At 51.6% G+C, this 15,345-nt stretch carries 8 protein-coding genes, 1 tRNA gene and 3 rRNA genes; 1 reads left to right on the top strand and 11 read right to left on the bottom strand.

Features of this window, described 5'->3' with window-relative positions; translation table 11 throughout:
* Positions 1 to 32: 32 nt before the first annotated feature.
* The 10 genes from ACOQH0_RS01785 to ACOQH0_RS01740 form a co-directional block, all read right to left on the bottom strand.
* Positions 33 to 692, bottom strand: coding sequence for a DNA-binding response regulator (locus ACOQH0_RS01785; protein ID WP_421511400.1), 660 nt, complete (start codon positions 690 to 692; stop codon positions 33 to 35).
* Between the two features lie 23 nt (positions 693 to 715).
* The gene (locus ACOQH0_RS01780) at positions 716 to 1,255 is read right to left on the bottom strand and encodes a fimbrial protein (RefSeq protein ID WP_421512319.1); all 540 of its coding nucleotides are present in this window, start codon (positions 1,253 to 1,255) and stop codon (positions 716 to 718) included.
* A gap of 18 nt (positions 1,256 to 1,273) precedes the next feature.
* Entirely contained in the window at positions 1,274 to 2,317 is a 1,044-nt protein-coding gene (locus ACOQH0_RS01775; protein ID WP_421511399.1) for a fimbrial protein, read from the bottom strand.
* An 18-nt stretch (positions 2,318 to 2,335) separates the two neighbouring features.
* Positions 2,336 to 3,079 (bottom strand): fimbrial biogenesis chaperone, encoded by a 744-nt coding sequence (locus tag ACOQH0_RS01770; protein ID WP_226347960.1) that lies wholly within the window; start codon positions 3,077 to 3,079, stop codon positions 2,336 to 2,338.
* Between the two features lie 42 nt (positions 3,080 to 3,121).
* On the bottom strand, positions 3,122 to 5,596 hold the full coding sequence (locus tag ACOQH0_RS01765) for a fimbria/pilus outer membrane usher protein (protein WP_421511398.1): 2,475 nt from the start codon (positions 5,594 to 5,596) through the stop codon (positions 3,122 to 3,124).
* 220 nt (positions 5,597 to 5,816) lie between these two features.
* On the bottom strand, positions 5,817 to 6,347 hold the full coding sequence (locus ACOQH0_RS01760) for a fimbrial protein (RefSeq protein WP_010427801.1): 531 nt from the start codon (positions 6,345 to 6,347) through the stop codon (positions 5,817 to 5,819).
* Positions 6,348 to 6,846: 499 nt separating this feature from the next.
* Positions 6,847 to 6,962: ribosomal RNA gene (rrf, locus tag ACOQH0_RS01755) — 5S ribosomal RNA — on the bottom strand.
* A 69-nt stretch (positions 6,963 to 7,031) separates the two neighbouring features.
* Positions 7,032 to 9,938: ribosomal RNA gene (locus tag ACOQH0_RS01750) — 23S ribosomal RNA — on the bottom strand.
* A 192-nt stretch (positions 9,939 to 10,130) separates the two neighbouring features.
* Positions 10,131 to 10,206, bottom strand: a tRNA-Glu gene (locus tag ACOQH0_RS01745).
* 85 nt (positions 10,207 to 10,291) lie between these two features.
* Positions 10,292 to 11,833, bottom strand: a 16S ribosomal RNA gene (locus tag ACOQH0_RS01740).
* Together the 16S, 23S and 5S rRNA genes with 1 tRNA gene alongside form the textbook arrangement of a ribosomal RNA operon.
* A gap of 459 nt (positions 11,834 to 12,292) precedes the next feature.
* On the opposite strand from ACOQH0_RS01740, the gene ACOQH0_RS01735 reads away from it, so the two are divergent.
* Positions 12,293 to 13,246, top strand: a complete 954-nt coding sequence (locus ACOQH0_RS01735) for a nickel/cobalt transporter (RefSeq protein ID WP_421511397.1) — start codon at positions 12,293 to 12,295, stop codon at positions 13,244 to 13,246.
* A gap of 33 nt (positions 13,247 to 13,279) precedes the next feature.
* Here the strand turns inward: ACOQH0_RS01735 and proP are convergent, their stop codons facing one another.
* Positions 13,280 to 14,782, bottom strand: a complete 1,503-nt coding sequence (proP, locus tag ACOQH0_RS01730; RefSeq protein WP_089598654.1) for a glycine betaine/L-proline transporter ProP — start codon at positions 14,780 to 14,782, stop codon at positions 13,280 to 13,282.
* Between the last annotated feature and the right edge of the window lie 563 nt (positions 14,783 to 15,345).

Below are 15,345 nucleotides of genomic sequence, written 5' to 3'. Positions count from 1 at the left end.
AATGCGTTCTACCGAAAGGTTGGCTCACGGATTCAGGGCATAATGCCTCTAAATGCGGAGAATAAAGCGATATTGCTTCTAATATTCAGTCTCTTCATTAAGTGGCGCTTGATATAGCTCAAGCGACGGATATCGACATTTACTTCGTCTGATATTTGCGATAATGATTTCCCCTTAAATAGCTCCTCCATCAACCACCACTCACTCCCTGAAATAGTGGGATCTCTGCTCCGGTCGTAAATTTTTTTTTGCGTATAGCTGACCAGCGATGCGCTAAAGCAACATCCCTGACGTTTTTTATCCAACAGACGCTGAAAAAACGGCATAATGCTCTCAATATTTTCATTTTTAAGCAGCCAATGCGCGGTGGGCAAAAGCGAATACAGAGCAAAAAAAAGAGGCATATTGTGCTTACTCAATAGCATAATCAGGCTTTTATTTTCATGCTGATAAAATTCTTTCATTAATTGCAGCGTATGGAGCCGCTCTTGCGGCAGGCTATCTAAATCACAGAGGATCCACATGCAGCCCTCGCCGTTAACCTGATGCTGTAGTTGAGCAAGCAGCTGATCGTAGTCATCCGTTAAGGAATATAAAACGTCCGTCTGTTCAGCAAGTAAGCTGGTAATAACCATTTTAATTCCTTGCGAATAAAAAATATTTTTATCGTAAAGAAAAAATTGATACCTCATGCTGCAATTCCCTATTAGCGCCGCTACTGATAGTTCAATGTATAATTTGCGGTGGCGGTAAAAGGCCCTGTCGTTAACGTTCCGTTTGCAATGGCATCGGGTTCCGCTTCAACAAAGGCCTGGAAGCTTAGCCGTAACAGGGTGTCATTGATGAGGGTGGGACGCGTGGCGACATTCAAACGCACAGGCGTATCATCCTCCTCCAGCAATCCTATCCCCACCCCGCCCGCATTGCCTGGGGCAGTGGCGTTAATGGCCAGCCGGTCCGCCATGTTGCCGTTGGCCATGCCGCTGAACGTCACCGTCACCGCGTTAAAGACATTCGGATTACAGTCCTGCAAGGTAATAGTGAACGGAACCGGTGTTGTTTTTCCGTTTATATACAATGACTTTGTTGACACCTCACCAAAATCGACCAGAACCCGCCCCGATTCTGGCGCAATACTGCAGGGGTAAGCCATTACGACGCCTTTAAAGCTAAGATCGCCACCAATCAACTCCCCTCGCGCCCAGGCGGGTGTCGCAGAAAATGCCGTCAAAAAACAGGCGAGGATAATTATCATGAGATGCATATTCCCTCCTTACTGGAATTCAGCCACAACCGTCGCCGATGCATGGAATTCGCCCTCAGGGATAACCGAGGTGGCATTTTTGGCCACCGGCGCGGCGATCAGATTCCAGTCACCTTCGTTGTGGGAAAATCCCGGCACGTTATAGAACGTGTTTGGCACCACGGGATTACCCGTGCTGTCACGCAAAGCGATGCCCAGCTCAGACCGGTCGGCGGTTCCCTGGGTGCTCAGGTATTTACCATCAGTGAATGCCGGATTAGCCTGCTGGATCCCCAGCTTGATATTCAGCTCTCCCTGGGAAAAACTGCCGCCCTGGCATTTCACGTGAATCGGTACGTTTTGACTGTAATTGATGCCATCCAGCCTGCTGCCCGTTCCCGGAATATTGCCGAAATCGACGACGATGGGCGTCCCCTGATTAACGATGCATTTATCCGGTACGGTGATGACGCCGGAAGCGATGGTGACGCGCGACAGTGGCGTTTGCCCCATGGCACCCGGCCCCAGTCGACCATAAAGCGTTGCGATTTCGGAACCCTGTAAGTTCACGCCGTTGATAATGGGTTTGGTGATCATGAAGGTCACTCTTCCCTTCGCGCCGGAGGCAAACTGATTGTCCAGTATGGTGCTGGGGGGGTTGCAGTAGTTCTGATTGACGTTGTTGGAGACATTATCGAACGGTACGGTTTTGTACTGCTGTAAATTACCGCCGATGTAGATCTCGATTTTAACGTCCATGTAGTCATTGAGCTTGAGGTAACCCGCCGTCATTCCTGATTGGGTTAACGTTGCCTGCGACATGTAATATACCGGCTGGCTTATCATCGGCTGTGCGCAGTACGCACGGCCCTGAAACATCCCGGCCAGGTCAAATTCGTCGATAACAACGGCACCGACCTGGTTGCTGGTAATGTCATGATTGCTAATGTTAATCAGGTATTCATAGGTACCATTTACCGCCTTAATTTCACCGTCCACCACGGACCACGCCGCCCCGGAAAATCCGAGCGTGCACAACGCCAGAAGGGCTGCATAAGGAAAAGGGTTTTGCATTGTCAGGCTCCTTCCTGATTAGCCCTGCTGGGCGGGGGGTAACGCCTTGCAGGTAGTGCCTTCACACCGGAATTTCAGCTCCGGATGCCCGCCATAATCATTCACAAACTTCATCGAAAACTGGCTAACGCCTGCATCCGTCACCTCAAACTTCTGGCTCGATTTAGGCGCAACCATGATCCCCGGGAAACGGGTAATTTTCTGCCCATCGGCCCTGGTCAAGCTGAGGATGGTCACGTAGTAAGGCGTGGGATTCTGCACGGTCATCTCGCTGCCGCTTTTGTGGAATACCAGGCGATCCTGCCAAACTTCCCCCTTTGTCTTCGGGATCACCGCTTCAGGGCGATAGAACAACTTGATGCGTGACTGCATTGCCAGCTGCAGCGTGTTGGGTTTTTCCGGCTTTGGTGGAATTTCCCTGACGTTGAGGTAGAACAGACTCTCTCTGTCCTTCGGCAGTTTGTCGATGCCCGCCGTTTTAGTGACGCGCGCTATCCCTTTCTGACCCCCATTAATTCGCTGCAACGGCGGGAGCACAATCAGCGGCGAGGCGATCTTATTGCCCTTTTCATCCTCTACCCACGACTGGGCCAGGAACGGAATATCCGGACTGGTATTAGACAGATTGGCGCTGGACGAAGACTCTTTCTCCGTAATGATGATGCGCGTCCGATCCAGAGAGACGCCCGCCTGTGCGTAGCCGTTCAACAGGCTCAGCGCACACGCCGCCATAAGATATCTGCTATGTCTGTTCTTGCTCATTTTTAGCCTTTAATTACAGTGGGATAACGCTTTACACAGGGATTAGCGGCACGGCAGAAGCGTGTCCGAACGTCCGTTGTTCACGCCGGGCGGGATGGTCACTTTGCACTGCTGTTTGCCCGCCCACATGACATTCAGAGTTTCATTGGCGTTTATGCCCGCAAGCCATGCCTTGCCGTCCTCCAGCACCATGGCGACGCTTACGCCATCGGTGTTGTATATTTCCGCCCCGAAAGGTGGGACGCTGTTATCTGCGAGGCGTAACGTGCCCATCATCTTCATCCCCTTCGCCATCCCAAAAGCCTGATAGCCGATGGCCCCTTCCGTCAGGGTACTGGTACTGATGGCTCTTGCCGGTTCGATATCGCCATCCATGGCATCGACGTCTACGCGGGTGTCAAAGCTGTTGTAGCTCACCACATCCGGTACAACGGCAATACCGAAGCGGTTAGTCCGGGACTTTTCGCCATTGAGAGGGACGCCGCCAATGCCGTTGGTATCGACCATGACACGTGCCGTGTTCATCGTTGCGCCGCTGTTATGCATCGCCGCGCCATGCCGTGTCGCCGTGAAACCGCCACGCAGGGTGGTACTTAACGCCATAAACTCATTTTGCTGGTAGCTGGCGTTGGTATTAATTTCCGCCAATTGCGAACGGTGCAGGTAATAGCCGTCCACGCTGGCGTTACTGTTCTGACTGGCACCCGCGCGAACGCGCCACAGATTGTTGAAATCGCTGTTGTCGGTGTATGACGCCATCGGGCTGGTTTTACCGTTGTTGGTCTGGATGTCCAGCCCTGCCCATTTGTTATCCCCAATCGGCACAGATAATGAGAGGGAGATGGAGTCGTCCTTTTGCCCTTTATAGTCAGTACGGTAAGCGGAAAGATTGGCGGTGATACCGTTGATATCGCCGATGCGGAAGACACGTCCCACGGACAGGCCGTATCGATCCTGGCTGCGTTGATTCCAGTAGTTTTGGTGGGTCCAGGTGAGAAAAACGGTTGTCGCTTTACCCGCTTCACCGGCCCAAAAGGTTTTACTCCCGGTGATGGTATAGAGCTGTTTTTCGCGCCCGACACGGTCATAACCCTGATAACGCTCATCAAGGTATTGCGCCATTGTGCGGAAGTCTTCCTGCGAGAAGCGGTATCCCGCGAACGTAATTGAGCTGTTGTATTCGTCGAAGGTTTTCGCGTAGCTCAGCTTGTATGAGGTGCCTTTCAGACGTTTCCCGTCAGGCTCACGGCTCCACGACTCCGTGGCATCAATGGAGATGGCTCCTAACACGTTAAGATCGCGACCAATCCCCAGAGAGGTTGCGGTGTAGGCTTCACCCGACGACTGCAGGCCACCGTACAACGACCATGCATTACTGATCCCCCAGGAGAAATCGCCAGACAGGAACGTTGGCCCCTTCAGTGAGTGGTTATAGCGAGACGGCGTGCCGCCTGACAGGTTGTAACGGACGTAGCCCGGACGCGTGAGATACGGAATGTTGGCGGTGTTCACCTGGAACATCGAGATTGAGCCATCCTGCTCCTCAACGCGCACGTCGAGCGTACCGCGCACCGAACTGCGCAAATCCTGAATATTGAACGGTCCGGCGGGGACGGTGGTTTCATAAATGACGCGCCCGCTCTGACTGACGGTCACTTTGGCATTCGAACGGGCAATACCGTGGATTTCAGGCGCATAGCCCTGTAGCGCCGGAGGAAGCATCCGCTCATCGCTGGCGAGGTTAATCCCGGTAAATCGCAGCGTATCAAAAACCTGCGAGTTCAGGTAAATCTCACCCAGCGTCAGTTTTGCCGCCATCATCGGCAATGGCCGATAGGCGTAGATCTGGTTCCAGTCGAAATTGGATTGATGGGTCTGGCTGTAGTAGCTTGTCTGATATTCACCGCGCATACGCCAGCCGCCGATGTTGGCTCCCGCCTGACCGTAGCCTGATATCGCGCTGTAGTTTTCATTGTCGCTGAACTGACGCGTCAGCTGTCCGTTAATGCTGTAGTCAAAAATCAGACCGGCGATACCTTCATCCCAACGTTCAGGCGGCGTCCAGTCAAGGTCGTTGTACTTCATCCATGCCTGGGGTACGGTGATATCAAGCACACCGGCATAGTTACTTAATTTCGCCCCCGACAGACGCTGCAGGGAATAGCAGTTTTCATATATTTGAGCGACTTGTGTACGTGCGTCTTCTTTCAGCGCCAGTTTGTCCAGCAGGTCGCCGCTGATACACGGCAGCGTACGATTGCCGTCAGGCGATTCCACATAACGGATTTTCTCCTGGCCTATCGACTGGCCGTTAATACGGATATCCAGCAAATAATCACCAGGTGTGACATAGTTATCTGTCGCAAAGCGTGACAGATCGATACGGGTACGATCCGAAGCATCCAGAACATCAGTATTAAACTCAACTCGCTCCTCCGCGCGCGCCGTTGCCGCATAGCAGCAATTCATCACCAGGAGAGCAATTATTGTTAGATTAGTATTTAATTTTACTGACATGATCCCCGTCCCGAACAAATCCATTAAATGCGCTCTGCGTTCCACTGCGTTATAATTATTTTGTGGGTGTCGACAATTTAAAAACATGTACGAACGCCGTAACGCCTTCCGCTTTAATAGTTACGTCGCGACAGCGAAATAAATCGGCATTAAGAACACGTTTTTATTTTCGTTCTTTAATAGTGCGGGAAATTTTCCCGCACTGACTCCGCTCTGCGGATTACTGATAAGCAATCTCGAAGTTAACCGTTGACTGGAAGGAACCCGCCGTCACACTCGCGCTTGCGCTTTCTGCTTTCACATATGCCACGAACGGAATGGTGTTGGTGCCATCAACCAGTTGAACAGGGGTGGTTGCGTTACCCCAGACAACGTCCTGACTGGCGCTGTCACGCAGACCAATACCCGCACCAGACGCAGTACCAGATGTGAAGGCTGCCAGAGACGCATCCGTTGGGTTTACGCTGGTTGGGGAGTAAGTCACTTCAGCAGTTTGAGCAACAGTGGTGTCACAGTGCTGCAGTTCGATGTTCTGATGTACGTTTCCGGCGCGCGCACCATTAGCCAGCGCAGAAACAGGAATCTGGCCAAAATCAACGCTTACCGGGCTGGAGCCTGGCGCCAGACCACATGCGGTATTCACCAGTTCACCCTGGAATTCAATTTGGCCATTCGTCGTATCAGCGAATGCAGACATTGAACCCAGAGCAGCGGTCAAAGCGACAGCCATAGCAACTTTATTCAGTTTCATAAAATATCCTGTTTTTACCAATATCCTGAGAAATAAAGAGTCGTCACGCTATAAAAATAATATACGCGAGTGAAATTAACTCTTGGTTTTGTTCTGGAAACGATATGCGATTAATGAAACTCGCAAATATTAAATATCACCGTTTCTTCGAACTAATTTAAATGCTACCAAATGAAAACTTCACCACAAAGCAATACATTTAATGTGGGATATATACGCATTGTTAACTCGCAAGGATACGAAAGCAGGGTGTTATATCTCGCAGAGTGACATGAATAGTCTTAAATTCATGATGCTTTTACCGCGTGAATAAATTTATAAAACATGGGAAATTAAGATATTTCGTAGAAGGAAATGTGAATTTATTTAAAAATAAGGAGAAGAGTGGTGAGCTATTATATTTCTGGGGGCGCTATTCTTTCTGACGCAGGGAGAAGGTGAAAATGAAGCACAAAGCAAAAAACCCCGCACCTTACGGTACGGGGTTCTTCTATTTGATGCCTGGCAGTTCCCTACTCTCACATGGGGAGACCCCACACTACCATCGGCGCTACGGCGTTTCACTTCTGAGTTCGGCATGGGGTCAGGTGGGACCACCGCGCTAAAGCCGCCAGGCAAATTCTGTTAAATCTGTATCAAAGCTGAAAATATCGTGTCTCTTCGCCAAAACACCTTCGGCGTTGTAAGGTTAAGCCTCACGGTTCATTAGTATCGGTTAGCTCAACGCATCGCTGCGCTTACACACCCGACCTATCAACGTCGTAGTCTTCAACGTTCCTTCAGGACCCTTAAAGGGTCAGGGAGAACTCATCTCGGGGCAAGTTTCGTGCTTAGATGCTTTCAGCACTTATCTCTTCCGCATTTAGCTACCGGGCAATGCCATTGGCATGACAACCCGAACACCAGTGATGCGTCCACTCCGGTCCTCTCGTACTAGGAGCAGCCCCCCTCAATTCTCCAGCGCCCACGGCAGATAGGGACCGAACTGTCTCACGACGTTCTAAACCCAGCTCGCGTACCACTTTAAATGGCGAACAGCCATACCCTTGGGACCTACTTCAGCCCCAGGATGTGATGAGCCGACATCGAGGTGCCAAACACCGCCGTCGATATGAACTCTTGGGCGGTATCAGCCTGTTATCCCCGGAGTACCTTTTATCCGTTGAGCGATGGCCCTTCCATTCAGAACCACCGGATCACTATGACCTGCTTTCGCACCTGCTCGAGCCGTCACTCTCGCAGTCAAGCTAGCTTATGCCATTGCACTAACCTCCTGATGTCCGACCAGGATTAGCTAACCTTCGTGCTCCTCCGTTACTCTTTGGGAGGAGACCGCCCCAGTCAAACTACCCACCAGACACTGTCCGCAACCCGGGTAACGGGTCTACGTTAGAACACCAGCCATTAAAGGGTGGTATTTCAAGGTCGGCTCCACGCAGACTGGCGTCCACGCTTCAAAGCCTCCCACCTATCCTACACATCAAGGACCAGTGTTCAGTGTCAAGCTATAGTAAAGGTTCACGGGGTCTTTCCGTCTTGCCGCGGGTACACTGCATCTTCACAGCGAGTTCAATTTCACTGAGTCTCGGGTGGAGACAGCCTGGCCATCATTACGCCATTCGTGCAGGTCGGAACTTACCCGACAAGGAATTTCGCTACCTTAGGACCGTTATAGTTACGGCCGCCGTTTACCGGGGCTTCGATCAAGAGCTTCGCGTTGCCGCTAACCCCATCAATTAACCTTCCGGCACCGGGCAGGCGTCACACCGTATACGTCCACTTTCGTGTTTGCACAGTGCTGTGTTTTTAATAAACAGTTGCAGCCAGCTGGTATCTTCGACTGATTTCAGCTCCACCCGCAGGGGCTTCACCTACATATCAGCGTGCCTTCTCCCGAAGTTACGGCACCATTTTGCCTAGTTCCTTCACCCGAGTTCTCTCAAGCGCCTTGGTATTCTCTACCTGACCACCTGTGTCGGTTTGGGGTACGATTTGATGTTACCTGATGCTTAGAGGCTTTTCCTGGAAGCAGGGCATTTGTTACTTCAGCACCGTAGTGCCTCGTCATCACACCTCAGCGTTAATAGAGTTCCGGATTTACCTAAAACTCCCGCCTACATGCTTAAACCGGGACAACCGTCGCCCGGCTAACATAGCCTTCTCCGTCCCCCCTTCGCAGTAACACCAAGTACAGGAATATTAACCTGTTTCCCATCGACTACGCCTTTCGGCCTCGCCTTAGGGGTCGACTCACCCTGCCCCGATTAACGTTGGACAGGAACCCTTGGTCTTCCGGCGTGCGGGCTTTTCACCCGCATTATCGTTACTTATGTCAGCATTCGCACTTCTGATACCTCCAGCAACCCTCACAGGCCACCTTCAACGGCTTACAGAACGCTCCCCTACCCAACAACGCATACGCGTCGCTGCCGCAGCTTCGGTGCATGGTTTAGCCCCGTTACATCTTCCGCGCAGGCCGACTCGACCAGTGAGCTATTACGCTTTCTTTAAATGATGGCTGCTTCTAAGCCAACATCCTGGCTGTCTGTGCCTTCCCACATCGTTTCCCACTTAACCATGACTTTGGGACCTTAGCTGGCGGTCTGGGTTGTTTCCCTCTTCACGACGGACGTTAGCACCCGCCGTGTGTCTCCCGTGATAACATTCTTCGGTATTCGTAGTTTGCATCGGGTTGGTAAGCCGGGATGGCCCCCTAGCCGAAACAGTGCTCTACCCCCGAAGATGAATTCACGAGGCGCTACCTAAATAGCTTTCGGGGAGAACCAGCTATCTCCCGGTTTGATTGGCCTTTCACCCCCAGCCACAAGTCATCCGCTAATTTTTCAACATTAGTCGGTTCGGTCCTCCAGTTAGTGTTACCCAACCTTCAACCTGCCCATGGCTAGATCACCGGGTTTCGGGTCTATACCCTGCAACTTAACGCCCAGTTAAGACTCGGTTTCCCTTCGGCTCCCCTATACGGTTAACCTTGCTACAGAATATAAGTCGCTGACCCATTATACAAAAGGTACGCAGTCACCCCATAAAAGAGGCTCCCACTGCTTGTACGTACACGGTTTCAGGTTCTTTTTCACTCCCCTCGCCGGGGTTCTTTTCGCCTTTCCCTCACGGTACTGGTTCACTATCGGTCAGTCAGGAGTATTTAGCCTTGGAGGATGGTCCCCCCATATTCAGACAGGATACCACGTGTCCCGCCCTACTCTTCGAGTTCACAGCAAGTGTGCTTTCGTGTACGGGACTATCACCCTGTACCGTGCGACTTTCCAGACGCTTCCACTAACACACAAGCTGATTCAGACTCTGGGCTGCTCCCCGTTCGCTCGCCGCTACTGGGGGAATCTCGGTTGATTTCTTTTCCTCGGGGTACTTAGATGTTTCAGTTCCCCCGGTTCGCCTCGTTAACCTATGTATTCAGTTAACGATAGTGTGTCGGAACACACTGGGTTTCCCCATTCGGACATCGCCGGGTCAAAGGTTCATATCACCTCGCCGGCGCTTTTCGCAGATTAGCACGTCCTTCATCGCCTCTGACTGCCAGGGCATCCACCGTGTACGCTTAGTCGCTTAACCTCACAACCCGAAGATGTTTCTTTCGATTCATCATCGACTTGCGAAAATTTGAGAGACTCGAACACACATAACATGTGTGTCGTTTCAATTTTCAGCTTGATCCAGATTTTTAAAGAGCAAATATCTCAAACGTCACCCGAAGATGAGTTTTGAGATATTAAGGCAGGTGACTTTCACTCACGAACCAGCAAGTGGCGTCCCCTAGGGGATTCGAACCCCTGTTACCGCCGTGAAAGGGCGGTGTCCTGGGCCTCTAGACGAAGGGGACACTGAAGTCTCAATCGCAAGACGCCTTGCTATTTACTTTTCATCAGACAATCTGTGTGGACACTACAAAGGCAGGTTCTTTAAGGTAAGGAGGTGATCCAACCGCAGGTTCCCCTACGGTTACCTTGTTACGACTTCACCCCAGTCATGAATCACAAAGTGGTAAGCGCCCTCCCGAAGGTTAAGCTACCTACTTCTTTTGCAACCCACTCCCATGGTGTGACGGGCGGTGTGTACAAGGCCCGGGAACGTATTCACCGTAGCATTCTGATCTACGATTACTAGCGATTCCGACTTCATGGAGTCGAGTTGCAGACTCCAATCCGGACTACGACGCACTTTATGAGGTCCGCTTGCTCTCGCGAGGTCGCTTCTCTTTGTATGCGCCATTGTAGCACGTGTGTAGCCCTACTCGTAAGGGCCATGATGACTTGACGTCATCCCCACCTTCCTCCAGTTTATCACTGGCAGTCTCCTTTGAGTTCCCGGCCGGACCGCTGGCAACAAAGGATAAGGGTTGCGCTCGTTGCGGGACTTAACCCAACATTTCACAACACGAGCTGACGACAGCCATGCAGCACCTGTCTCAGAGTTCCCGAAGGCACCAATCCATCTCTGGAAAGTTCTCTGGATGTCAAGAGTAGGTAAGGTTCTTCGCGTTGCATCGAATTAAACCACATGCTCCACCGCTTGTGCGGGCCCCCGTCAATTCATTTGAGTTTTAACCTTGCGGCCGTACTCCCCAGGCGGTCGACTTAACGCGTTAGCTCCGGAAGCCACGCCTCAAGGGCACAACCTCCAAGTCGACATCGTTTACGGCGTGGACTACCAGGGTATCTAATCCTGTTTGCTCCCCACGCTTTCGCACCTGAGCGTCAGTCTTTGTCCAGGGGGCCGCCTTCGCCACCGGTATTCCTCCAGATCTCTACGCATTTCACCGCTACACCTGGAATTCTACCCCCCTCTACAAGACTCTAGCCTGCCAGTTTCGAATGCAGTTCCCAGGTTGAGCCCGGGGATTTCACATCCGACTTGACAGACCGCCTGCGTGCGCTTTACGCCCAGTAATTCCGATTAACGCTTGCACCCTCCGTATTACCGCGGCTGCTGGCACGGAGTTAGCCGGTGCTTCTTCTGCGGGTAACGTCAATTGCTGAGGTTATTAACCTCAACACCTTCCTCCCCGCTGAAAGTACTTTACAACCCGAAGGCCTTCTTCATACACGCGGCATGGCTGCATCAGGCTTGCGCCCATTGTGCAATATTCCCCACTGCTGCCTCCCGTAGGAGTCTGGACCGTGTCTCAGTTCCAGTGTGGCTGGTCATCCTCTCAGACCAGCTAGGGATCGTCGCCTAGGTGAGCCGTTACCCCACCTACTAGCTAATCCCATCTGGGCACATCTGATGGCAAGAGGCCCGAAGGTCCCCCTCTTTGGTCTTGCGACATTATGCGGTATTAGCTACCGTTTCCAGTAGTTATCCCCCTCCATCAGGCAGTTTCCCAGACATTACTCACCCGTCCGCCGCTCGCCGGCAAAGTAGCAAGCTACTTTCCGCTGCCGCTCGACTTGCATGTGTTAGGCCTGCCGCCAGCGTTCAATCTGAGCCATGATCAAACTCTTCAATTTAAGTTTGATGCTCGTGAATTAAACTTCGTAATGAATTACGTATGTTCACTCAGAGACTTGGTATTCATTTATTGTCCGGAGACATTAAGAATCCATGTCACTTTGAGTGCCCACACAGATTGTCTGATAAATTGTTAAAGAGCAGTGCAAGCGGCTTTCGCTCACCGTTGCGAGGTGGCGTATATTACGCCTTCCTCTTTCAGAGTCAACCCGTTATTTCAGGATTTTTTCTCTTCAACCGACCCGGTTGTTTGTGAAGTGATTCACATCTGCCGTGTCGATGGAGGCGCATTATAGGGAGTTCTCCGCAGGCCGCAACCGCTAAATGACAGAAAAATGACTGACTGCTGCATTACACAGCAAAACCCCGCCTTATACCTTTTTACACACAGACTTATCCACAGCCGTCCCTTAAATCCACTATACTAGCGACAAATATTCCTCCTGCAGGCTCCTCCCATGACCATACAACGTCTCACCCGTGACTGGCGCATCTCCACAGCAGGACTGATGATGCTGGTACTTCTCTTTGCAGGTTTTACGCTCCATACGCACTGGAATGCCTTTATTCAGTGGTGCCTCGCCACCCAGATCACCTTACATCGCTATCTGGTGATGTACTTGCTCCAGCTGAATAACCATCAGTACAGCGGCGGTCTGTGGCTACTCACCGGTGCCTTCCTTTATGGCGTACTTCACGCCATCGGACCGGGGCATGGCAAATTCATTGTCACCACCTATCTCAGTACAAATAAAGAAAGCGAATTGGCCGCCCGGGTTGTGCCGTTTCTCGGCAGCCTGATGCAGGGCGTCAGCGCCATACTCTTTGTCTTTATACTGGCGATAGGATTTAACCTCGCCTCGGGGGATATCAGCACCAGCCGATGGTATGTAGAGAAGGTCAGCGCCGTCCTTATTGGCGCATTCGGCGCATATATGATTTATCAGGCACTAAAAAGCCTGCGTCCGCATCGAATGACAATCTCCTCGATCAAGCCCTTCCACCAGCATGATGAGCATTGCGGTTGTGGTCATCATGGCGTAGGAAGCGATCTGACAAAAGGCGACTGGAAAACGCGTCTGGGCGTGGTGATGGCGATTGGCGCGCGACCGTGCAGCGGCGCGATCATGATCCTGATGTTCTCGAATGCGCTCGGCATTGTCACCTGGGGGATCGCCGCAGTGATGACCATGTCACTGGGTACAGCGCTTTCTATTATGGGACTCTCGCTGGCGGTACGCTATGCCCGTGAACGCACGGTGGCGTATTTCGGCGGCGGGTCAACGCTGAGCTGGCTGGTCCCGGTCGTGAAAATCGCGGGAGGGATCGTGCTGATTCTGTTCGCCACCATCCTGTTCCTGACGGTGATCCCCATCAGCGCCAACGGCGACTACATTGCCGCCGGATGCTAATAAAAGAAAACCCGCCAGCGGCGGGTTTCATTATTACTCGTTAATCCGTGGATGTTGATCAACAAGGCGAGAGCGTTTCTTCTGCAGCTCTTCAATCTCTGCGTCAATATCCTCTATCTTCTGCTCTACGTTATCGTAGTGCTCACGCAGGATCTCTTTCGCTTCCTGAATATCGGATGCCGCAGGCGTCGCCCCTTTCAGAGGACGGTTCGCCGTCTCCTTCATGGTAAGACCGGTTGCCAGGCCAATGACTGCAATAACCATCAGATAATAAGCAGGCATCATCAGGTTCTGCGTGCTTTCCACCAGAGAGGCGGCAAGCGTCGGCGTCAGGCCCGCAATCAGAACTGAGATGTTGAACGCCGCCGCCAGCGCACTATAACGAATGTGCGTCGGGAACATCGCAGGCAATGTTGACGCCATCACCCCGATAAAGCAGTTCAGGATCACCGCCAACATCAGCAGGCCCGCGAAAATCAGACCCAGCACATTACTGTTAATGAGAATAAAGGCCGGGATCGCCAGCGCAAACAGCGCCACACTGCCGAGGATGATGAACGGTCGACGGCCAAAGCGGTCACTCAGCAGCCCCATAATCGGCTGCACAAACAGCATACCCACCATGATGGCGATAATAATCAGCACACCGTGATCTTCCGAGTAGTGCAGGTTATGCGACAGATAGCTCGGCATGTAGGTCAGCAGCATGTAGTAGGTCACGTTGGTGGAAATCACCAGACCGATACAGGTCAGCAGGCTGCGCCAGTGTTTGGTGGCAATCTCTTTGAACGATACTTTCGGGCCTTCCTGCAGCCCTTCGCGATCTCCCTGCTCCAGCTTTTCAACGTGCTGCTGGAACGCTGGCGTCTCTTCCAGCGCATGACGCAGGTAAAGACCGATGATGCCCAGCGGCAGCGCGATAAAGAACGGAATACGCCAGCCCCATTCGAGGAAGTTCTCTTCACCCACCACGGTTGAAATCAGCACCACGACGCCTGCGCCCATCACAAACCCGGCAATCGAACCGAAGTCCAGCCAGCTGCCCATAAAGCCACGCTTACGGTCAGGTGAATACTCCGCAACGAAGATCGACGCACCGGTATACTCGCCCCCGACGGAGAAGCCCTGCGCCATTTTACAGAGCAGCAGCAAAATCGGTGCCCAGATGCCTATGGTGGCGTAGGACGGTATCAGGCCGATACAGAATGTACTGATCGACATAATAACAATGGTGATAGCAAGTATTTTCTGGCGACCGTATTTGTCACCGAGCATACCGAAGAACAGACCACCCAGAGGGCGAATCAGGAAGGGAACGGAGAACGTACCCAGCGCGGCAATCATCTGCAGGCTTGGGTCGGCACCGGGGAAGAACACTTTACCTAATGCATAGGCAACAAAACCGTAGACACCAAAATCGAACCATTCCATCGCATTACCGAGCGAGGCGGCGGTGATCGCTTTACGCAGTTTTGCGTCATCGATAATCGTGACATCGCGAAGCGTAATGGGTTTAACCTTTTTCCTTCTTAGCATAGCTTTCCTCGTAGACTCAGCCCTGTCCGTTCCACAGCTAACTCGCGTTCTGTGAACCTGGGATTCGCTCCATGCGAATCGCCTTATTCAAGCGTAGCAGGTTTACTTACATTGACGTTTCACGTCGATACAACCGAACCTGTTGACGCCTGCCTGGGCAGTTAATGACCTTTTTACCCTACCAGTGTTTATATATGTGATCAACTTCACATATCTTTTTCCTGTTCGTCAAATGACGTCAGACTTTGTCAATTCCTGCGAATGCGTACTTACTCAAGCGGCGTAAAAAATATGCTTACGTACGTTATTATTCGGGTCTCAGCAAAAGATTAAGCCACAATCCTTCACATCAGATTTACATAAATTTTAATAATAAAATGCCGCATCCTTTGTTTACATTCATTATGTGATCGAGATAACTAAAACACTGTTTTATTTTCATTGAATCGCAATTCCAAAGATCGCATCATAAATCCGCAAACATCATCCCCAGTGCTTTCGAACAAAAGAATCGGAAGACACTCATTTAATTTTATTGCATGGATAACGAATCAGCCCCTCAA

The sequence above is a fragment of the Enterobacter sp. JS8-1 genome, assembly GCF_049187015.1.
Lineage (GTDB): Bacteria > Pseudomonadota > Gammaproteobacteria > Enterobacterales > Enterobacteriaceae > Enterobacter > Enterobacter mori.
Note: the sequence above shows the minus strand (reverse complement) of the source record. Positions and strands in the feature narration are given on the sequence as shown.

Excerpts from the sequence above, each read along its gene's own strand:
- ACOQH0_RS01775 (WP_421511399.1), bottom strand. The coding sequence starts at position 2,317 with ATGCAAAACCCTTTTCCTTATGCAGCCCTTCTGGCGTTGTGCACGCTC.
- ACOQH0_RS01770 (WP_226347960.1), bottom strand. The coding sequence starts at position 3,079 with ATGAGCAAGAACAGACATAGCAGATATCTTATGGCGGCGTGTGCGCTG.
- ACOQH0_RS01735 (WP_421511397.1), top strand. The coding sequence starts at position 12,293 with ATGACCATACAACGTCTCACCCGTGACTGGCGCATCTCCACAGCAGGA.
- ACOQH0_RS01765 (WP_421511398.1), bottom strand. The coding sequence starts at position 5,596 with ATGTCAGTAAAATTAAATACTAATCTAACAATAATTGCTCTCCTGGTG.
- ACOQH0_RS01780 (WP_421512319.1), bottom strand. The coding sequence starts at position 1,255 with ATGATAATTATCCTCGCCTGTTTTTTGACGGCATTTTCTGCGACACCC.
- ACOQH0_RS01760 (WP_010427801.1), bottom strand. The coding sequence starts at position 6,347 with ATGAAACTGAATAAAGTTGCTATGGCTGTCGCTTTGACCGCTGCTCTG.
- ACOQH0_RS01785 (WP_421511400.1), bottom strand. The coding sequence starts at position 692 with ATGAGGTATCAATTTTTTCTTTACGATAAAAATATTTTTTATTCGCAA.
- proP (WP_089598654.1), bottom strand. The coding sequence starts at position 14,782 with ATGCTAAGAAGGAAAAAGGTTAAACCCATTACGCTTCGCGATGTCACG.